Raw genomic sequence first — 20069 nt, 5'->3', positions numbered from 1 at the left:
GTTGGAGGACCGGCCAACGGGGCCGGCGCCGAGTCGTTTCAGCCGATGAGGTCCTTCCGGATCTGGTCCAGGATCAGGCCGGCGCCGGTGTAGCCGATGCCCAGCATCCAGAGACCGTCGTCCACCGGGAAGACCCGGCCGCTGCGCACCGCGTCCAGGTTCTTCCAGAGCGAGCCCTCCATGACCTTCGCCCGGTCGGACTTGGCCGCGTCGCCGTAGACCGAGTAGAAGATGACGTCCGCGGCCGCCTGGTCGACCTGCTCGGGGCTGATCTCCATCGAGAAGCCGGGCTTGTCCTGGTTGGCGGGCCGGCCGAGGCCGAGGTCCTTGAGGATCGAGCCGACGAAGGTGTCGTTCAGGTAGAGCCGGGTGGGCGCGCCCGCCAGGAAACGGGCCATCTCCACCCTGGTGGCCGCCGCCTTCTCCGGCCCGCCGAGTGCGGTGACCAGCTCCGCCGCCTTGGCCCGGTACGCCGCCTCCGCCGCCGTGGCCTCGCTCTGGCGGCCCAGCGCCTCGGCGTGCAGCCGGACGTTCTCCCTCCAGGCGGGCCCGGTGGTCTTCGTCAGTACGGTCGGCGCGATCTTGGAGAGCTCGTCGTACCGCTTGTCGTCGCGCACCTGGTTGCTCAGGATGAGGTCCGGTTTCAGCGCGGCGACGGCCTCCAGGCTGGGCTGGCCGATCGTGCCGACCCGCTTGATCCCGGCGAGCCGGGCGGCCGGCAGGTACCCGGACAGCGGCGCGCCCTCGGCGACGGCGGTGGCGCCGACCGGGGTGAGGCCGAGGGTGACGGCGGAGTCCAGCGCGTCGGTGTCCAGTACGACGACGCGGGCGGCGCGCGCGGGCACGGTGCTCTCACCGCGCGCGTGGCGGACGGTTCGGGGGCCGGTCGCGGCCGGCGCGGAGGTGGAGCCGGCGGTCGCGTCGCCGGCACCGTTCGAGCTGTCGGCGCCGCCGGAGCTGCTCGACCCGCAGGCGGCCAGTGCGAGCGCGGAGGCGAGGGCGAGCAGGCTGCGGCGGGTGAGGGCGGGAGCGAGATCGGCGGGCAGGGCAGGGGGCATCGGGCGACTCCGTTCAGGGGCGGCGAGGCGCCCCGATCCCTGCCCGGCGGCGGGCGCCGCTACGCCTCGGGGGCGGGTCGCGCGGGGGCGGGCGGTGGCGTTCGGCCGCCCGCCGCCTCCCCGGGATCCCCGGGCTTCCCGCCCTCCTGGTCCTTCCCGCTCTCCCCGTCCGCGGCCTCTCCGGGCGCCGCGCCCTCTCCGCCCTCCCCGTCCTCCCGGCACTCCATCCGCTGCCGCCGCAGCTCGTCGTACTCGGCGTGCACCCGCCGGTCCATCGCCAGGGCGAACTGGGCGTCGGTGACCGTCCGGGCGAGCGGTCGTACCCGCAGGATCTGCTCGGTCAGCCGGGCGGCCTCGCCGGGAGGCAGCGGGGCGTCGGCGGCGAGCGCGCCGAGGATCCGGTCGCGGACCAGCGCGGTGAAGATCTCCGCGATCGCGTCCACATGTTCCTGGGTGCGCCGGCTGGCCTCCAGGACGACGGAGAGCGGCACGCCCTCGGCGACCAGTGCCGTGGTCGCGTCCATCAGCCGGCGGCTGACATGGGTGATCCCGTCCTCCTCCACCGTGATGTAGCCCTGGGCGATCGCCTCCGCGGTGGTCCCCTCGGTGAGCTGGCCGCCGAAGGTGGCCGTCAGTTCGGCCCAGTCGAGGTGGACCGGGGTCTCGTCGGACCAGGGGGCGACGATCGCGGCCTCCAGTCCGATCAGCTCGGCGACGTCCCGGCCGCTCTCGCCCGCGCCGATCAACTCGGCGATCCCGCCCAGGGTGTGGCCGCGTTCCAGCAGTTCGGCGATGACCCGCAGGCGGGCCAGGTGGGCCTCCCCGTACCAGGCGATCCGGCCCTCCTTGCGCGGCGGCTGGAGCAGCTTGCGCTCGCGGTAGAAGCGCAGGGTGCGGGTGGTGATGCCGGCCGCCTCGGCCAGTTCCTCCACCCGGTACTCGCGTTTTCTGTCGTCCGCAGCTGCTCTGGGCTTGTCCACGGCGCTCAGCATAGGACGGGAGATTGTCGAAGCGCGGTGGCCGGACTCCTTCCCTCCGCCGGCGGCACGAGCTAATCTGCCAATCGCGCCAGTGATTGCTGGCATGGTTATCGCGACGGCGTCACGGCACCATGAAGGCGGCGCGTCGCTGCAGTGCGCACCTCAGGCCCCCCACCCCCAGGAGGACGCCGCATGGCATCCACGACCAAGCGCCCCCGCCCCGGCACGTCCGGCCAGGAGTCCCCGGCCGAGGCCGCCCAGCCCGTCCCGCACGTCCGGGTGGCGGTCATCGGCTCCGGTTTCGGCGGCCTCGGCGCCGGTGTCCGGCTGCGCCGCGCCGGCATCACCGACTTCGTGATCCTGGAGCGCGCCGACTCGGTCGGTGGCACCTGGCGGGACAACAGCTACCCCGGCTGCGCCTGCGACGTCCCCTCCCACCTCTACTCCTTCTCCTTCGCGCCCAACGCCGACTGGCCGCGCAGCTTCTCCGGCCAGCCCGACATCCGCGCCTACCTGGAGAAGGTCACCGACGTCTTCGGCCTCCGCCCCCACCTGCGCTTCGACACCGAGGTCACCGAGGCCCGCTGGGAGGCGGAGCACACCCGCTGGCGGATCACCACCACGGCCGGCGAGTGGACCGCCGACGCCGTCGTCTCCGCCGCCGGGCCGCTCGCCGACCCGCAGATCCCGAACCTGCCGGGCCTCGATGCCTTCCCCGGCAAGGTGTTCCACTCCTCCCGCTGGGACCACGACTACGAACTCGCCGGCCGGCGGGTCGCGATGGTCGGCACCGGCGCCTCCGCCGCCCAGATCATCCCCTCGATCCAGCCGAAGGTCGGCAAGCTGACGGTCTTCCAGCGCACGCCCGCCTGGGTGCTGCCGCGCCGCGACCGCGAGATCACCGAGATCGAGAAGTGGCTGCACGGCCGGCTGCCCGTCACCGCCAAGCTGCGCCGCGGCGCCCTGTTCGCCCTCCGCGAGCTCCAGGTGGACGCTTTCGTCCGCCGTCCCGGCCTGCTGAAGGTGGTCCAACAGCTCGCCGAACGGCACATCGCCCACGGCGTCGCCGACCCGGCGCTGCGCGCCAAGCTCACCCCGGACTACCGGATCGGGTGCAAGCGCATCCTGCTCAGCAACACCTACTACCCGGCCCTCGCCGCCGCCAACACCGAGGTGGTCGCGTCCGGCCTGCGCGAGGTGCGCGGCTCGACCCTGGTCGCGGCCGACGGCAGCGAGCACGAGGTGGACGCGATCGTCTTCGGCACCGGCTTCCACGTCACCGACATGCCCATCGGCGCCCGGGTGTTCGGCGTCGACGGCACCAGCCTGGCGGAGCACTGGAAGGACGGCATGGAGGCGCTGCGCGGCTCCACCGTCCGCGGGTTCCCCAACCTCTTCTTCGTCATCGGCCCCAACACCGGGCTCGGCAACAGCTCGATGATCCTGATGATCGAGTCCCAGCTGAACTACCTGATCGACGCGCTCACCACGCTCGGCTCGATCGGTGCCACCGCGATGCAGCCCACCGAACGCGCCCAGCGGCACTGGAACCTCGAACTCCAGCACCGGATGGACCGCACCGTCTGGACCACCGGCGGCTGCCGCAGCTGGTACCTCGACCCGAGTGGCAGGAACACCGTGCTCTGGCCCGGCTCGACCACCTCGTTCCGCCGCGCCACCCGCAAGGTCGACCTCGGCGAGTACGAGCTGATCATGCGCACCACGCCGAAGCCCCGGACGGCCGCGGTCGAGGAGGTCGTGGCATGAGCCCCGCGATCCCCGCCGACTGCGTTGCGACCACCCCCGTCGAGGAGTTGGACGTCCGCGCGGCCGACGGCATCCGGCTGCACGTCGAGATCCACGGTCGGCCGGCCGCCCCGACCCTCGTGCTCGCCCACGGCTGGACGTGCTCAACGGCCTTCTGGGCGCCGGTGATCCGCCAACTCTCCGACCGGTACCGGGTGGTGGCGTACGACCAGCGCGGCCACGGCCGCAGCGAGGTCCCGCCCAGCCGGCTCCGCTACTCCACCCGCGCGCTCGCCGAGGACCTCTCCGCGGTGCTCGCCCGGACCGTTCCGGCGGGGGAACGCGCCGTCCTCGCCGGCCACAGCATGGGCGGCATGACCATCATGGCCGCCGGCGGGCGCCCCGAGGTCGCCGGGCGGACGGCCGCCGCGGTGCTGGTCTCCACCGGCCCGTCCGACCTGGTGGCCGAACTGCGGGTGCTGCCCGACGCGGTCCGCGCCCCGCGGCTTCGGCGCCTCCTGCACCGCCAGGTGCTGCGCTCCCGGCTCCCGCTCGGACCGGTCGGCCCGGTGAGCCGCGCAGCCCTCAAGTACGGGACGATGGGGCCGGGTTCACCGGCCGGCCGGGTCGAGGCGACGGCCCGGATCGTGCACGCCTGCCCGACCGCCGTCCGGGCCGCGTGGGCCGGCGTGCTGGACGTCCTCGACGTCCGGGCCGGGCTGGCGGCGCTCGCCGCGCCGACCGCCGTGGTGGTGGGCACCGACGACCGCCTGACCCCGCCGGTGCACGCCCACCGGATGGTCGCCGCACTGCCCGACCCGCAGGGCCTGCTCCTGCTGCCCGGCGTCGGCCACATGGCGCCGCTGGAGCGGCCCGCCGAGGTCGCCGCCGAGATCGACCGCATGGCCGCCGCCCACCTGACGGCGACCCGACTTCCCAGCCCGCAGAGGAGCCTGACCGCATGAGCGTCGTTCCGCCGCTGTCCGCACAGGTCGTTGTCGTCACGGGTGCCGCGCGCGGCGTCGGCGCCGCCCTCGCCCGCAAGCTCACCGCGCAGGGCGCCAAGGTCGCGCTGCTCGGCCTGGAGCCGGCCGAGCTCAAGGCCGTCGCCGCACTCTGCGGCCCCTCCGCCACCGCCTGGGAGGCCGACGTCACCGACGTCGAGGCGCTCACCGAGACCGCCCGGCTGATCAAGGAGCACTACGGCCGGATCGACGCCGTCGTCGCCAACGCGGGCATCGCCATCGGCGGCCCGCTGCTGGAGAGCGACCACAAGGCGTTCAGCCGGGTGATCGAGGTCAATCTGCTGGGCAGCGTCGCCACCGCCCGCGCCTTCCTGCCCGCCCTCGCCGAGAGCCGCGGCTACCTCCTCCAGATCGCCTCGCTCGCGGCGCTCACCCCCGCGCCGCTGATGAGTGCGTACTGCGCGAGCAAGGCCGGTGTCGAGGCCTTCGCCCACTCGATCCGCGCCGAGGTCGCCCACCAGGGCGTCAAGGTCGGCGTCGGCTACCTGAGCTGGACCGACACCGACATGGTGCGCGGCGCCGACCAGGACGCCGTCCTCAAGCAGATGCGCTCCCGCCTCCCCTGGCCCGCCAACAAGACCTACCCGCTCGGTCCGGCCGTGGACCGCCTGGTCGCCGGTATCGCCCGCCGCTCCGCCCACGTCTACGCCCAGGCCTGGCTGCGCGGCATGCAGCCGGTCCGCGCCGTCCTGCCCCTGGTGATCGCCGCCGTCGGCTCCCGCGACATCGCCAGGCTCGCCCCGCAGCTCGCCGCCACCGCCGCCACCCGACTGCGCCCGGTCGGCGCCGGGGGAGCGGCCGACAGCGCAGCCCGCTCCGAGAGGAACTGAGCCGACGCTCACGGACGGCGGACGGCCGCCACCCGACGGCGAATCTGCCGGCCGCCTTCCGTCAGTGCCGTCCGCGCGGCAGTTCGTCCCCGAAGGCGGCGTACGGGTTGCTGAAGAAGGTGGGGAGGGCGCCGGGCGGCAGGCGGGGGAGCCGTAGGTGTGGGTGGTCAGGTGCAGCAGCCGGATCGGTGCGCCGGCCCTCCGGCTCCCCGGTCCCGGTCCGCCGCTCCGCGGGGCGGGCGCGCGTGGCGGATGGCGGTACCCGTCGCCGGGCGCAGTCGGTACGGTCAGGGGCATGACCACTGCCTTGATCACCGGCGCGACCGCCGGCATCGGAGCCGCTTTCGTGCGCCGGCTCGCCCGGAGCGGCTACCAGCTCGTCCTGGTGGCCCGGGACACCGAGCGGCTGGAGCGCGCCGCCGCCGACCTGCAAGCGAAGTACGGCGTCGACGCCGAGGTGCTGACCGCCGACCTGGCCACCGATGACGGCATCGCCGCCGTGGAGGCGCGGCTGGCCGACGCCGGCCGCCCGGTGGACCTGCTGGTGAACAACGCCGGCTTCGGCAACAAGGGCGCGTTCCTGACGGTCCCGCTCCAGGACGAGCTGGACATGCTGAAGGTGCACGTGGAGGCGATCCTCCGGCTGACCACCGCGGCCCTGCCGGGCATGCGCGAGCGGGGGCGCGGGGCGATCGTCAACGTCGCCTCGGTGGCGGCCTTCCTGCCGCGCGGCACGTACGGCGCGAGCAAGTCGTGGGTCGTGAGCTTCACCCAGGGCGTGCAGCGCGACCTCGGCGGCGCAGGCGTGCGCCTGATGGCGCTCTGCCCGGGCTTCACCCGGACCGAGTTCCACCAGCGGGCCGGCATGGGGACGGGCAACATCCCGTCGTGGGGCTGGCTGTCCGCCGAGCGGGTGGTCGACGAGGCCATGCGCGACCTGGCCCGCGGCCGCTCGGTGTCGGTCCCGGGCAAGCGCTACAAGATCGCGGTCGCCATCGCCCGCCTGCTGCCGTCCGGCAAGCTCGGCGGGGTCTCCTCGAAGGCGGCGCGGACCTACCGGACCACCTAGCCGGCCGGCGCACCTCGGAAGCGGACGGGCGGCCGGCTTCGGCGGGCCCTGCATCGACGGGCGGCCGGCTTCGGCGGGCCCTGTGCGGACGGGGTGGTCCGCATCGACGGGCGGCCCGCGTCGGCGGCTGCCCGTGCGGACGGGCGGACCCGGCGGGGGTCGCGCAGGCCGGCCCGGGCGGCCGCACAGCATCCACGGGAGTGGGAATAGGGCGAGCCTCACTATTAGCTTCGCTAACTATGAGCTATTCTCGCTATGCTCGCCGCCGCGGCCGCCCGACCGCCATGCCCGCGGCACCCGCCGTGCCCGCGAACCCCGCGGCACCCGCCACATCCGTGACACCCGTGGCACCGGCGAACCCCGCGGCACCCGGCACGCCCGCGAACCCCGCGGCGGCCGCGACACCCGCCAAGCCCGCCGCGCGCCCGCGCGTCCGACCCAGGGAGGCCCGCCCTTGAGGCCCGACGGCATCCGATGGACCCCGCCCGCCCGCGCCGAGGACGAACCCCGCCCGCCGGCCCAGTGGCACCGCATCCTTACGCTGTTCCGCCCGTACTCGGGCCGCCTCACCGTGGTCGGCCTGCTGGTGGCGGCCTCCGCGGTGGTCTCGGTGATATCGCCGTTCCTGCTGAGGGCCGTGCTGGACACCGCCATCCCGCAGGGCCGCACCGGCCTGCTGAGCCTGCTCGCGCTCGGCATGATCGCCGCCGCCGTGGTCAACAGCATCTTCAACGTGCTGCAGACGCTGATCTCCACCACCGTCGGCCAGCGCGTCATGCACGACCTGCGCACCGCCGTCTACAGCCACCTCCAGCGGATGTCACTGGCGTTCTTCACCCGGACCCGCACCGGCGAGGTGCAGTCCCGGATCGCCAACGACATCGGCGGCATGCAGTCCACCGTGACCTCCACCGCCACCTCGCTGGTCTCCAACTTCACCAGCGTGATCGCCTCCGTGGTCGCCATGGTCGCACTGGACTGGCGGCTGACCGTGGTCTCGCTGCTGCTCCTGCCGCTCTTCGTCTGGATCAGCCGCCGGGTCGGCAACGAGCGCAAGAAGATCACCACCGAGCGGCAGAAGCAGCTCGCCGCGATGAGTTCGGCGGTGCAGGAGTCGCTCTCGGTCAGCGGCATCCTGCTCGGCCGCACCATGGGCCGCTCCGACTCGCTGGCCAAGGAGTTCACCGGGCAGTCCGACCAGCTGGCCGAGCTCGAGGTGCGCGCCAGCATGGCGGGGCGCTGGCGGATGAACACCATCCAGATCGTGATGGCCGCCATGCCGGCGGTGATCTACTGGGCGGCCGGCCTGGCCGCCGCCGACGGTGCACCGATCGTCTCGGTCGGCACCCTGGTCGCCTTCGTCTCGCTCCAGCAGGGGCTCTTCCGCCCGACGATCAGCCTGCTCTCCACGGGCGTGCAGGTGCAGACCTCGCTGGCGCTGTTCCAGCGCATCTTCGAGTACCTCGACCTCCCCGTGGAGATCGCCGAGCCCGAGCGCCCCGTCGCACTGGAGGAGCTCCGCGGCGAGGTGCGCTTCGAGGGCGTCGACTTCCGCTACGACCCGGAGCAGGAGCGGCCGACGCTCTCCGGCGTCGAACTCAAGGTGCCGGCCGGCAGCTCACTCGCGGTGGTCGGCGAGACCGGCTCCGGCAAGACCACGCTCAGCTACCTCGTCCCGCGCCTCTACGACGTGACCGGCGGCCGGGTCACCATCGACGGCGTCGACGTCCGCGACCTCTCCTTCGACACGCTGTCCCGGGCGGTCGGCGTGGTCTCCCAGGAGACCTACCTCTTCCACGCCTCGGTCGCCGACAACCTGCGCTTCGCCAAGCCGGACGCCACCGACGCCGAACTGGTCGCCGCCGCCGGGGCCGCACAGATCCACGACACCATCGCCGACCTGCCCGACGGCTACGACACCCTGGTCGGCGAGCGCGGCTACCGCTTCTCGGGAGGGGAGAAGCAGCGCCTCGCGCTCGCCCGGACCATCCTGCGCAACCCCCCGGTGCTGATCCTGGACGAGGCCACCAGTGCGCTGGACAACCGCACCGAGCACGCCGTCCAGCAGGCCATCGACACCCTGGCGGCCGGCCGGACCACCATCACCATCGCCCACCGGCTCTCCACCGTCCGGGCCGCCGACCAGATCGTCGTCCTGGACCGCGGTGAGGTGGCCGAGCTGGGCACCCACGACGAACTGGTCGAGGCGGACGGCCGGTACGCGGCGCTGCTGCGCCGCGAGGCACCGTTGCCCGCGGCGCTGGGGCGCGTGTAGCCGGGTCCCGGGAGCCGGCCGGGAGCCCGCCGCCGCCTCGGCCGCGCCCGCCGGCTCGGGCGCCTCGGAGACCTCCAGGCGGCCGCAGGAGCCTCAGGCGGCCTTGGGGACCTCGTTGTAGGTCTCCGCGACCTCCTGGCCGGAGAGCTCCTGGATCGCCCGCATCACCTCGTCGGTGACGTGCCGGCGGGCCTTGAGCGAGCGGGCCTGGCCGTGCAGCTCGTCGAAGTGCAGCGGCTCGCCGAAGCGGACCGTCACCTTGCGGATGCGAGGCACGCGCTTGCCGACCGGCAGGATCTGCTCCGGCCCCTCCAGCGCCACCGGGACCACGGGGACGCCCGCGGTGAGGGCCAGCCAGGCCACGCCGGTCTTGCCGCGGTAGAGGCGGCCGTCGAGGGAGCGGGTGCCCTCCGGGTAGATGCCGAAGGCCTTGCCGTCCTCCAGGATCTCCAGCGCCGACTCCAGCGAGGCCTGCGCCGAGCGGTAGGTGCCGCGCTCGACCGGCACCGCGCCGATGGCCTGGAAGAAGCCCTTGGACAGCGCGCCCTTCAGCCCGGTGCCGGTGAAGTACTCGGCCTTGGCCAGGAAGTGCACCCGCCGCGGGGCGGTCATCGGGATCACGACGCTGTCGATGAAGGAGAGGTGATTGCTGGCCAGGATCACGCCGCCCTTGCGCGGCACGTTCTCCAGGCCCTCGATGGTGGGCCGCCAGATCCCCCGCGCGAGCGGTTTCAGCACCAGCTTGGTGACGAGATCGAGCATGGTCCCTCCCAGGACGTGCACGCCCGGGGGGTGTGCCCGGGCCTGAACAGACGACGATCGGTGGTCGATCAATCCCCGGCCGGGCCGGGAACAGACCCGCAGACTACGACACCCACCCCCGAGCCCGTCCACTCCCGCCAGCCGTGGCGCTCGCCACGGCGGGTAGGGTACGGCCGTCGGAAACGCACATCAGCAGTTCATCAGGAAGGGCCCACCCATGGCAGACGTCGACACCATCCGCGCGGCGTTCGACAAGTACGACGTGGACGGCAACGGCCGGATCACCGCCGTCGAGTACGCCAAGGTCGCGCGCGAGCTCGGCGACCTCACCACGTCGATCTCGGTGGCCGAGGCCATCATCAAGCAGATGGACACCAACCACGACGGCGAGCTGACCTTCGAGGAGTTCCTGGCCGCGCGTCAGGGCTGAGTCGGGTCGGGCCGGCCGAGACCGGCCGAGTCGGTTCGGGCGGGGCTCCGGGACTCCCGGGGACCCGCCCGTCGCCCTTCCGGGCCCAGCCTCGGGGCCACCTTCGTTGCCCGTACCGAGGGGCCGGCCCGGGCTCAGCGCCTGCTCGGAACCCGGCCACCCTCGGGGCCGCGTGGCTCAGCCCCGGGTCGGGAACACCCGGCGGACCACGCGCTCCGCCGCCCCACCGTCGTCCCAGGGGCAGAACCGCTCGCGGAACCGCGCCCGCGCCGCCGGCTCCGGATCGCCCGCCAGCAGCGCCTTCGCGAGCCCGTCGGCGTCCACCGTCACCGCGCCCGGCGGCTGTTCGAACAGGTCGAAGTAGACGCCGCGGTTCTGCCGGTACTCGTCCCAGTCCGGCGCGAAGATCACCACCGGCCGGTCCAGCACCGCGTAGTCGAACATCATCGACGAGTAGTCCGTGACCAGCACGTCCGCCGCAAGGTAGAGGTCCTCCACGGTCGGGTGCGCGGAGACGTCCACGATCTCCGCCGCGTCCGGGCCCGCCACCAGGTCGCCCGGGCCGCCGGTGTGGAAGTAGTGCGTGCGGACCAGCAGGGTGAAGCCGGGCCCGAGCCGACGGGCCAGCTCGCGCACGTCCACCAGCGGGACGTAGCCGCCCTTGCCCTCGCGGTGCGTCGGCGCGTACAGCACCGCCGTACGGCCCGGCGCCAGGCCGAACCGCTCGCGCATCGCCGCCACCTCGGCCCGGGTGGCGTCGGCCAGCCGGTCGTTGCGCGGGTAGCCGGTGTCCAGCATCTCGTACCGGCCGGGGAAGGCCCGGGCGAAGTGCTCGCTGGTGTGCGGGTTGGAGGAGACCAGGAAGTCCCAGCGGTCGACGGCTTCCTGCAGCCGGTCGAAGTCCATCCCGTCGGCCGCGACCGGGTGGTCCCTGAGGTCCATCCCCATCGCCTTCAGCGGCGTGCCGTGCTGCGTCTGGACGTGCACCGTGCCCGGCCGCTTCGCCATGGTCCGCGGGAAGTTGACGTTGTTGACGAAGTACTTGGCGGTCGCCATCGCCTTCAGGTACGCGGGTGTGTTGACGATCACGTACGGCACGCCGGCGGGTAGCGTGGCCGCCTGGGTGCGGTTCTCCACCACCCAGACGCCCCGGACGTCCGGCGCCAGCTCCTTCGCCTTCTCGTAGATCGCCGCCGGGCTGCACGCGTAACCCCGGTGCCAGTACGCCGCGTAGACCGCCAGGTGCTCGTCCAGCGGCAGCCGGCGGAACGCGTTGTACGCGGTGAACCGGGCGCTGCTGCGCACGCCCTTCTTGACCCCCTTCTTCACCGCCGGCGCCACCGCGCGTGCGCCGCGCTTGAGTTCGCGCGGAAGCCGCCCGGTGCGGCGCAGCTCGGCGTACGCGATCCGGGCGCCGCGCGCCGCCAGCCGGTACTGCACGCCGCGCAGGCCGGCCGGGAACCGGTAGTCGGCCGGGCGGTGGCGGGTGAAGTGCTCGGCGATCCGGCGGAAGAAGTCCTTGCGCCGGTCCTCCGGGACGAGCCCGGGGGTGTCGTAGACGGTGAGCGCCTGCTTGACGGTCCGGTCGAAGACGAGGGTGCGCAGCGAGTCCGGCACCGGGCGGCCGGGCCGGTCCGGGCGGTCCAGGAACGCGAAGATCGCGTCGTACTGGGCGAAGGCGTCGGCGTGCTTGGGGGAGGCGGTGGAGGTGATCGCGCCGGCCCGCCCGCGCCGGTAGAAGTAACAGGGGCGGTCGAGGTAGCGCAGCCGCTCGGCGGCGAGCAGCGCAGGGTAGGTGACCGAGATGTCCTCGTAGAAGCCGCGCCCGAAGGAGACACCGAGGCCGAGCAGGAACTCCCGGCGGAACACCTTGTTCCAGACCGACATCACGGTCTGGAACAAGGCCGGGTGATCGGCGAGGGTGGCGCCGTCGGCCAGCGGGGAGCCGACCAGCACGTGGCGCCAGGGGTTGGGCTCGGTCCCGCCGTCCGGGTAGACGTGGGTGAAGCCGGTGAGCAGCACATCGGCGGGGGTCTCGCGGCGGCGCTCCCCGTCGAGTTCGTCGAGGAGGGCGGAGACCGTGCCCTCGGGCAGCCAGTCGTCGCTGTCGACGAACCAGACGTACTCGCCGCGCACCTCGGGGAGGGCGGCGGTACGGGCGCCGCCGAGACCCTGGTTCTCGGTGAGATGCAGCACACGCAGCCGGTGGTCGCGGGCCGCGTACTCGTCCAGGATCGCGCCGCAGCGGTCGGGGGAGAGGTCGTCGACGGCGATCACCTCGAAGCGGGACTCCCCGGCGGGAGTGGCTTCCAGGATCGAGTCGAGGCAGCGGGGCAGGTAGCGCTCCACTCCGTGGACCGGGAGCACGATGCTGAGGAGGACTGGCACGCTGGGTGAGTCTACCGAGCGCGACGGCGTCCGGGGCCGCTCGAGGCCGGGGCCGGGACCGGCCGGGTCCGGGGCGTGGGCGGCGGTCGCGGCGGGGGCAGGGTCCCTGGGGGCCGGGGCCGGGGCCGGGGCCGGGGCCGGAACCGCCGGTGCCGGGCCCCGTACGGGGCGGCACCGGCAGCCTGGTGGCGGCCCGGCCGACCCTCTACGGCCGGCCGCCGGTCCGGGCAACCTCCCGAGCCTGGCCACCGCAGCGTCGAGGCGGCCTGGCAGTGGCTCGGGGGAGCCGGAGATCATCATCGACCCTCATCGATGTTCATCAGTCGAACACACAGGTGAGCGGGAAGCGACCCTGTGCGGTCGATGAAGATATTGCTTGGAGGTTTCGCCCGAGTCAATCCCTCGATTGTGTTCACTTCCTGAACTGATTGTCATAGGGATTTGTCGAGGTAACTCCGCAGGGTGATGTGCGGCTGTCAAGGGCGGGCGCGGTGTGCGGACCGTGACCGGCGGTGACCCTGCGCGCCCGGCGCGTGCCTCCCGGGCAGGCGCCGGGTCCGTGCACCTGTGGCTCCGATGACGTTCTGCGGGTCGTGCACCCTCATTGATGCCTAGTCGTGACCGGGACGGGTGGCCCCTGGTGCGCCGTCAGTTGACGCCGCGCGATACGGTGGCGGGACACCAGGACGGTTGCGCGAAGGCCGTCAGTCACGGATAGTCTTCGCCTCACGGCCCTGGCGCCTCGTAGGGGTGGGAAAAACTGATGGAACACATGCAAGTGCGGACTCGGCCCCGCGTGCCGGCGATCCAGTGCGGTGTCGGCGCGACCGGCCGTCGGATCGAGCGTCACCTGGCTGTGCTCGGCGCGCCCGCACTCCCGGCGGTGGACACCGCCGAGGCTCTCGGGTTGATAAGGGAGCTGACGCCGCGCGGCGCCGGCGCCCCCACCGCGCCGCGCCGCCACGTGCGGGTGTCGCTGCTGGCGCCGTTGCGTCGGCTGCGGCGGAGCCTGTTCGGGAGTCGCGGCTAGGTCCTGCCCGGTCGATCTTGCCGGGCGCTGATCCGCCAAGATCGACCGGACGGGACCCGGGGCAGTACGCCGCCCCGCGTCGACCGGCATCCGGCCCGACGGACCTCAGGGACCGTCGGGTCTTTGGTGTGTCCGCGGGCGAACGGCGGGGGCAGGGGCGACGGGGTGGGCCCGGGGGTGGTCGGTGGGCCCGGGGCGGTCGGTCGGTTCGGGGGATGACCCCGGGGATCGGGTCGGCCCGGCGGCTGTCCGAACCGGTCAGCCTACGACACCCTGCCTCCCAGGCAAGGAGAGTCGGCGAGGCGGGCCGGCGCACCCCCGGGCGTGGGTGAGGATGACGGCATGGCGGACAACACCCACTCCAGCCCCTTCCACACCACCACCATCGAGATCACCACGGGCAGCCGTGAGGTCGCACTCGACATCACCGACCGCTGCGCCGAGTTCCTCAACGACCGGGCCGCCGGGCGCGACGGCCTGCTCAACGTCTTCGTGCCGCACGCCACGGCCGGCATCGCGGTACTGGAGACCGGTTCGGGCAGCGACTCCGACTTCCTCGCCGTCCTTCGCGACCTGCTCCCCGCGGACGACCGCTGGCGCCACCGGCACGGCAGCCCCGGCCACGGGCGCGACCACGTCGTCCCCGGCCTGGTCGCCCCGCACGCCACGCTGCCGGTGATCGGCGGCCAACTCGCGCTGGGCGTCTGGCAGTCGGTCGTCCTGATCGACACCAACGGCGACAACCCGCACCGGACGGTCCGGCTGTCCTTCCTCGGCTGACGGGCGTGACGGGCGTGACGGGCTGAGGGGTTGAGGGGCTGTCGCGGTCGCCTCGGTGGGCCCGGTGGCCCGGCTTTCGCGCTGGCCGGGGTGGCCCGGTGGCCTCGGCTACCCGGCTTCTGTGGTTTCTGTGGCTTCGCCCAGGGCCGGGGAGAGGTCGGCGACGGCGGGAAGGCCGGCGACGGCGGGAAGGCCGGTGACGGCGGGAAGGTCGGTGACGGCGGCGGCCACCGCGGCGAGATAGCGCTCGATCGCCAGGTACTGGCAGAGCACCGCCACCGGGCGGCCGAGCCGCGCGTACCAGGCGGCGAGCCGGGCGAACGCCGTGACCTCGAACCAGACCTCGCCCGTCGCGTCCATGCTCACCAGGAACGCCTCCTCGCCGCACTCCGGGTGCCCGGGCAGCGTCCCGTAGGCGAAGCCGATCCGGTCCGGCTCGTCCACCGTCCAGATCACCCGGCAGGGGATCACCACGCGGGGCCACCGCAGCCGGGGCGGGCTCAGCCGCAGCAGGACGGTCGCGCCCTCCTCGGCCGACGCGTACGGGTGGACGGCGAAGCCGGTGCCGAGCTGGCAGCCCCAGCCGAGCACATACCGCCCGGCCCGCTCCAGCACGGCGGGCCCGTGACCGAGGTGGACGCGCCGCCGCAGCTGCGCGTACCCGGCCGGCAGCCGGGGCCCCCGGGTGGCGCCCACCTCGGGGTAGCTCGGCGAGGCGGCGCGGGCGGAGGCCAGGATCTGGGCGAGGTCGGCAGGCACGGGGCCACCGTACGGGAGGCCCTGGACCGGGAACGCCGCGGGTCCGGTCCGTCGCCGGGGCGCCACGGGTGGCCTTGCGGCCGGGTGCGTGAGCGGAGTAGGAAGGCGGCATGAGCAGCGAAGCAGCGGCGGCGGGCGACTCGGTGGCGGTGGACGCGACGGTGGGCGTGACGGCAGCTGTGAGGGCCGGCAGCGCGGCGGCGGACGACTCGACTGCGGACGGCGCGGTGACGGCCGGCTCGGTGGCGGACGACTCGACTGCGGACGACTCGACTGCGGACGGCGCGGCGATGGACGGCTCGGTGGCGGACGGCGACGGCCTGGTGTGCGTCCTGGCCCCGGCCGGGGCCGAGGTGGCGCAGGCCGCGCTGGCGCACGATCCCGGGCTGACCGGTCCGCGCGCGGACTGCGTGCTCTGCGGCGAGCCGACCGAGCTGCCCGCCGACCACCCGGGCACCACGCTCTGCCCGGTCTGCGCCTGGCAGCAGGCACAGCGGATCGCCTGCTCCGGCTGACCCCGCCGGTACCTGCCCCCACCCTTTCCTACCTGTCCGTCGTTCCCGGGATCCGGGATCCGGGATCCCCCTCTCCTCAACTCCTCGTCAGGCGTCCTCCCGGCCGGCCAGGGCGAGGGTGGAGCCGTTCCGGCCCTTGCGGACGAGCAGCTGCGCCGGGATCCGGGACCTCAGGTCGGCGACGTGACTGACGATGCCGACCGCGCGGTCCCGCTCCCGGAGGCCGTCGAGGACGTCCATCACCTCCTCCAGCGCCTGTTCGTCCAGCGTGCCGAAGCCCTCGTCGATGAAGAGCGTGTCCAGCGGCATGCCGCCCGCTTCGTCCGTGACCACGTCGGCCAGGCCGAGGGCGAGGGCCAGCGAGGCGAAGAAGCTCTCGCCGCCGGAGAGCGTCGCGGTGTCCCGCTCGGTGCCGGTCCAGGCGTCCACCACGCGCAGGGCCAGGCCCGAGCGCTTGGTGCCGGTGCCCCGGTCGTCGCTGTGGACGAGGGTGTACCGGCCGCCCGACATCCGCACCAGCCGGTCGCTGGCCGCCGCCGCCACCTGCTCCAGGCGTGCCGCCAGCACGTACGACTCCAGGCGCATCCGCAGCCGGTTCTCCGCCGAGGTGCCGGCGGTGAGCGCGGCGAGCCGGTTGATCCGGCCGAACCGGTCCAGGGCCGGGGCCAGCGAGGCGGCCAGCTCCGACAGCTCCCGGCCGATCGCCGCGAGCGCCCCGCCACGCTCGCGGGCCGCCTCCTGCGCCGCGTGCGCCCGGCGCAGCCGGTCGACGGCCGCGTGGAGCCGGGACTGCGCGCCCGGAACGTCCGCCGGGGGGCGGGCCGCGGCCGCGGCCAGCTCCGGCTCGGTGAGCTGCTGCTGCGCCGAGGCCAGCTCCGCGTGGTACCGCTTGAGCCGGCCGTCGAGCTGCTCTCGCTGCTCCCGCGGCAGCAGGACGGCAGCGGCCTCCTCCGGGCCCGGGAACCCGGCCGCCTCGGCGGCCCGGGCCAGCTCCCCGGAGGCCTCCTCCAGCCGCCCGGCGGCCGCCCGGGTAGCCCGCGCCGCCTCGGCGACCGCCGCCACGGCCCCGGCGAGGCGGGCCAGCGCCGCGGCCCGGTCGGCCACCGAGGGCGCGTCTCCCCGGGCGGCCGCGACCCGGTGGTCGAGCCCCTCCCGCTCGGTGCCGAGCGCCTCGATCCGCGCGGTGAGCGCCGCCGTGCGCTCACCGGCGTCGCGCAGCTCGGCGAGCCGGCGGTTCCGGTCCTCCGTCAGCCGCTCGATCTGGCGGGTGACGGGGCCCAGCCCCTCCGCCGACCGCAGCGCCTCCCGGCGCTCCCGCTCCAGCGTGGCGAGCGCCTCGGCGAGGGCCCCGACGCTCTCGGGCCCGGCCGCGCCGGCGGCGGCCGCCTCGCGCACCCGGAGGTCCGCGAGCTCGCGTTCGGCGGCGTCGGCCGCCTGCTCGGCCGCCGCCTGAGCGGCACGGGCACGCTCCTCGTCCGCCGCGCCGACCTGCCCGCCGGCCGGCCTGGCCGGCTCCGGGTGCTCCGGCGAACCGCAGACCCGGCAGGCCTCGCCCGACCGGAGCTGCTCCGCCAGCTCGGCGGCCATGCCGGTGAGCCGGCGCTCCCGGATGTCCTGGCTGTGCTCGCGGGCGTCCAGCGCCTCGGCGCGCCGGGCGAGCGCGCGCGGCTCGGCCGCCCCGATCTCCGCCCGGAGGCCGTCCCGGCGGCGGGCGGCGGCCAGTCGCTCCGTCATCTCGCCGTGCCGGACGTCCAGTTGCTCGACGCGCGTGCCGGCCTCCCGGGCGGCGGTCTGCTCCTCCTGAAGCGTGGCGAGCCGGCCGTCGAACTCGGCCAGCCAGTCGGCCGCCTCCTCGGCGAGCTCCTCGGCCCGGCGCCGGTCCGCGTCCAGCGAGGCCTGCTCACGGCCGAGCGCCGCGCACCGCCGCTCGTCGGCCTGGGCCGCCTCCAGTCGGACGACCTCGGCCCGCAGCCGCTGTTCGGCCGCGGCCAGCTCCTCGACCCCGGCCCGGGCCGGCTCGGCGCCCTCGCCGCCGGGTGCGCAGGCCAGCGCCTCGCGGCGGAGGCGCTCCTCCTGGGCGGCCAGCCGGTGGGCCTCGGCGGCGGCTCGGCGCAGGTGCAGAACCGACTCCACCCCGACGGCCGCCTGGGCGTCGGCCAGCCGGCGGCGGTCGTGCTCGACCGCCGGACCGCTCGCGGTGAGGCGCGCCGCGTCCTGCGCCGCCGCCTGGTGGCGCCGCTGCCGGCCGGCCAGCTCCTCGGCGGCGGCCCGGGCGAGCTGGGCCGCGCGGTGGCCGGCCTCGGCTCCGGCCAGCGCGGCGTCCGCCACGGCGAGCTGCTCGGCGGCGCCGCTGCGCAGGATCGCGGCCCAGCCGAGCACGCCTGCGGTGAGGTCGGCGGCCTGGGCCGGCCCGTCCTCGCCGGGCACCCAGCCGGTGGCCGGCTCGGCCTGCGGGCCGGCCGCCTGCTCGGCTTTGCTGGCCAAGTCCCGCAGCCGGCGGCGCCCGGCCTGGACGGCGGCCTCCTGGGCCCGCCGCTGCTCGGCCAGCCAGGACTCCACGTGCTGGAACCGCTCGGTGTCGAACAGCCGCCGCAGCAGCTTGCTGCGCTCCTCCGAGTCGGCCTTGAGGAAGCGCGCGAAGTCGCCCTGCGGCAGCAGCACCACCTGGCAGAACTGGTCCCGGCTCATCCCGACCAGGCGGTGGATCTCCTCCCCGGCCTCCTGGTGCGACTTGCTGACGGCCCGCCAGCCGGGTGTGCCGTCGCCGCTGCCGGAGCCGTCCGCGGACCACTCGCGCAGCAGCGTCTGGGCCCGCTCGACGGTCGTCCCCGTGCCGACCTTCTTCGGCCGCAGCTGCTCCGGGAGGCGGGTGATCTGGAGCCTGCGCCCGCCGAGCGTCAGCTCCAGCCGGACCTCGGTCAGCCGCCGGGGGTCGGCATGGTCGCTGCGCAGCCGGTTGACCCGGCGCGTGCCGGGCACCTCGCCGTAGAGCGCGTAGCAGACGGCGTCCAGCACGCTGCTCTTTCCGGCGCCCGTCGCCCCGCGCAGCAGGAAGAGACCTCCGGCGGCGAGCGCGTCGAAGTCCACCGTCTCGGTGCCGGCGAACGGGCCGAAGGCGGTGACGGTGAGTTGGTGCAGCCTCATCGGGGAAGCTCCGCCTTCCGGTCGCCGGTCTCCCGGACGGTCTCGAAGCCCTCGCGCAGCCAGCCCAGCTCGTCCGGGTCAGGCTCGGCGCCGGGGCGGACGTGTCGCAGGAAGCCCTCGGCGATATCCAGGTCGGCCCGCCCGCTCACCCGCGCCGCGTACGACGGGGAGGGGACGGTCCCGCTCTCCTCGGGGTCGAACAGCAGCTGGAGGGTGTGCGGGAAGCGCCGGCGCAGCTGCTCCATCGGCTCGCCGGGGCGGCCCGGATCGGTGAGCGTCGCCTGCACCCAGGACTGCTCGTACTCGGCGTACCTCTCGTCGGTGAGCAGCTCGTCCAGCCGGCCGCGCAGGCAGGCCAGCGGGCGCGGCTGCGGGCAGTCGGCCCGCTCGGCGGTGACCGAACCGTCCGCGGCAAGGTCGACCAGCCACATCGTCTTGCGCTGCCCGGCCTCGGAGAACGAGTAGGCGAGCGGGGAGCCGCTGTAGCGCAGGTGGGGGGCGAGGGTCTGGCAGCCGTGCAGGTGGCCGAGCGCGGCGTAGTGCACGCCGTCGAAGACGGATGCGGGCACGGAGGCGACGCCGCCGACCGCGATGTCCCGCTCGCTGTCGCTGGGGGCGCCACCGGTGACGAAGGCGTGCGCCAGCACCACCGCGCGGGTGCCGTCCGGGCGGGCCGCGAGATCGGCCCGGACGGCGTCCATTGCCGCGCCGAGCACCGCCGCGTGGCCGCCGCGCGCCAGCCCGAACTGCTCGCGGACCAGGGTCGGCTCCAGGTAGGGCAGCCCGTAGACGGCCACGGGCCCGTGCTCGTCGGCCAGCAGGACGGGCACCGCGCACTCGCCCGGGTCCGTCCGCAGGTGGATGCCGGCCCGGCCGATCAGGCCGGCGCCCACGCCCAGCCGGCGGGCCGAGTCGTGGTTGCCACTGATGAACACCGTGGGCACGCCCAGCCCGGCCAGCCGGTGCAGCACGTCGTCGAACAGGGCGACCGCCTCGAGGCCCGGCAGCGCCCGGTCGTACACGTCGCCGGCGACCAGCACGGCGTCGACGCGCTCGGCCCGGACCACCGCCACGAGGTGGTCCAGGAAGGCGCGCTGGGCGTCGTGCAGGCTCTCCCGGTGGAAGGAGCGCCCGAGATGCCAGTCGGAGGTATGCAGCAGTCGCATGGTCCCCGACCCTAACGTCCGGCACTGACAACGCGGCGTGAACAGGGGACCCGGGGGTCCCGTCCGGGGCGGCCGGTGGTCGCTCTCGGTGGATTGTCGGTGACGGTGTGTA

At 74.6% G+C, this 20069-nt stretch carries 16 protein-coding genes; 9 read left to right on the top strand and 7 right to left on the bottom strand.

What is annotated here, in order from left to right:
* Positions 1–38: 38 nt before the first annotated feature.
* Together OG286_RS09290 and OG286_RS09285 are read right to left on the bottom strand one after the other, a co-directional pair.
* Positions 39–1058, bottom strand: coding sequence for an ABC transporter substrate-binding protein (locus OG286_RS09290; protein ID WP_405365013.1), 1020 nt, complete (start codon positions 1056–1058; stop codon positions 39–41).
* Between the two features lie 59 nt (positions 1059–1117).
* Positions 1118–2038, bottom strand: coding sequence for a MerR family transcriptional regulator (locus OG286_RS09285; protein ID WP_405362313.1), 921 nt, complete (start codon positions 2036–2038; stop codon positions 1118–1120).
* A 192-nt stretch (positions 2039–2230) separates the two neighbouring features.
* Between OG286_RS09285 and OG286_RS09280 the strand changes: the two genes are divergently transcribed.
* The 5 genes from OG286_RS09280 to OG286_RS09260 all read left to right on the top strand — a co-directional run bounded on the left by OG286_RS09280 (position 2231) and on the right by OG286_RS09260 (position 8983).
* On the top strand, positions 2231–3805 hold the full coding sequence (locus tag OG286_RS09280) for a flavin-containing monooxygenase (protein WP_396319894.1): 1575 nt from the start codon (positions 2231–2233) through the stop codon (positions 3803–3805).
* Entirely contained in the window at positions 3802–4749 is a 948-nt protein-coding gene (locus tag OG286_RS09275) for an alpha/beta fold hydrolase (RefSeq protein WP_405362315.1), read from the top strand. The genes OG286_RS09280 and OG286_RS09275 overlap by 4 nt, the downstream gene beginning before the upstream one ends.
* Positions 4746–5639 carry an SDR family oxidoreductase gene (locus OG286_RS09270; RefSeq protein WP_396319896.1) on the top strand — a complete coding sequence of 298 codons (894 nt, stop codon included), beginning with the start codon at positions 4746–4748 and terminating at the stop codon, positions 5637–5639. Before OG286_RS09275 ends, OG286_RS09270 begins: the two co-directional genes overlap by 4 nt.
* Before the next feature lie 295 nt (positions 5640–5934).
* Entirely contained in the window at positions 5935–6708 is a 774-nt protein-coding gene (locus tag OG286_RS09265) for an SDR family NAD(P)-dependent oxidoreductase (RefSeq protein WP_396319897.1), read from the top strand.
* Between the two features lie 454 nt (positions 6709–7162).
* On the top strand, positions 7163–8983 hold the full coding sequence (locus OG286_RS09260) for an ABC transporter ATP-binding protein (RefSeq protein ID WP_405362318.1): 1821 nt from the start codon (positions 7163–7165) through the stop codon (positions 8981–8983).
* A 93-nt stretch (positions 8984–9076) separates the two neighbouring features.
* Here OG286_RS09260 and OG286_RS09255 read toward each other — a convergent pair whose 3' ends face one another.
* Positions 9077–9745, bottom strand: coding sequence for a lysophospholipid acyltransferase family protein (locus tag OG286_RS09255; RefSeq protein ID WP_396319899.1), 669 nt, complete (start codon positions 9743–9745; stop codon positions 9077–9079).
* Between the two features lie 217 nt (positions 9746–9962).
* Between OG286_RS09255 and OG286_RS09250 the strand changes: the two genes are divergently transcribed.
* The gene (locus tag OG286_RS09250) at positions 9963–10175 is read left to right on the top strand and encodes an EF-hand domain-containing protein (protein ID WP_396319900.1); all 213 of its coding nucleotides are present in this window, start codon (positions 9963–9965) and stop codon (positions 10173–10175) included.
* Positions 10176–10352: 177 nt separating this feature from the next.
* Here the strand turns inward: OG286_RS09250 and OG286_RS09245 are convergent, their stop codons facing one another.
* Entirely contained in the window at positions 10353–12563 is a 2211-nt protein-coding gene (locus tag OG286_RS09245; RefSeq protein ID WP_396319901.1) for a CDP-glycerol glycerophosphotransferase family protein, read from the bottom strand.
* Between the two features lie 763 nt (positions 12564–13326).
* On the opposite strand from OG286_RS09245, the gene OG286_RS09240 reads away from it, so the two are divergent.
* Both OG286_RS09240 and OG286_RS09235 read left to right on the top strand, forming a co-directional pair.
* Positions 13327–13593 (top strand): hypothetical protein, encoded by a 267-nt coding sequence (locus tag OG286_RS09240; protein ID WP_396319902.1) that lies wholly within the window; start codon positions 13327–13329, stop codon positions 13591–13593.
* A 342-nt stretch (positions 13594–13935) separates the two neighbouring features.
* A complete protein-coding gene (locus tag OG286_RS09235) occupies positions 13936–14373 on the top strand; it encodes a YjbQ family protein (protein WP_396319903.1) in 438 nt (145 codons plus the stop codon).
* A 108-nt stretch (positions 14374–14481) separates the two neighbouring features.
* Here the strand turns inward: OG286_RS09235 and OG286_RS09230 are convergent, their stop codons facing one another.
* A complete protein-coding gene (locus OG286_RS09230; RefSeq protein ID WP_405362322.1) occupies positions 14482–15132 on the bottom strand; it encodes a DUF1990 family protein in 651 nt (216 codons plus the stop codon).
* 290 nt (positions 15133–15422) lie between these two features.
* Here OG286_RS09230 and OG286_RS09225 point away from each other — a divergent pair, with 290 nt between their 5' ends.
* The gene (locus OG286_RS09225; protein WP_396320152.1) at positions 15423–15647 is read left to right on the top strand and encodes a hypothetical protein; all 225 of its coding nucleotides are present in this window, start codon (positions 15423–15425) and stop codon (positions 15645–15647) included.
* Positions 15648–15734: 87 nt separating this feature from the next.
* Here the strand turns inward: OG286_RS09225 and OG286_RS09220 are convergent, their stop codons facing one another.
* Positions 15735–18791, bottom strand: coding sequence for an AAA family ATPase (locus OG286_RS09220; RefSeq protein WP_396319905.1), 3057 nt, complete (start codon positions 18789–18791; stop codon positions 15735–15737).
* Positions 18788–19957, bottom strand: coding sequence for an exonuclease SbcCD subunit D (locus tag OG286_RS09215; protein WP_405362325.1), 1170 nt, complete (start codon positions 19955–19957; stop codon positions 18788–18790). The genes OG286_RS09220 and OG286_RS09215 overlap by 4 nt, the downstream gene beginning before the upstream one ends.
* Positions 19958–20069: the final 112 nt, after the last annotated feature.

It is taken from the genome of Kitasatospora sp. NBC_00039 (assembly GCF_045160625.1).
Classification (GTDB): domain Bacteria; phylum Actinomycetota; class Actinomycetes; order Streptomycetales; family Streptomycetaceae; genus Kitasatospora.
The sequence above is the reverse complement of the archived record's forward strand: the minus strand, read 5'-3'. Positions and strand labels throughout refer to the sequence as shown.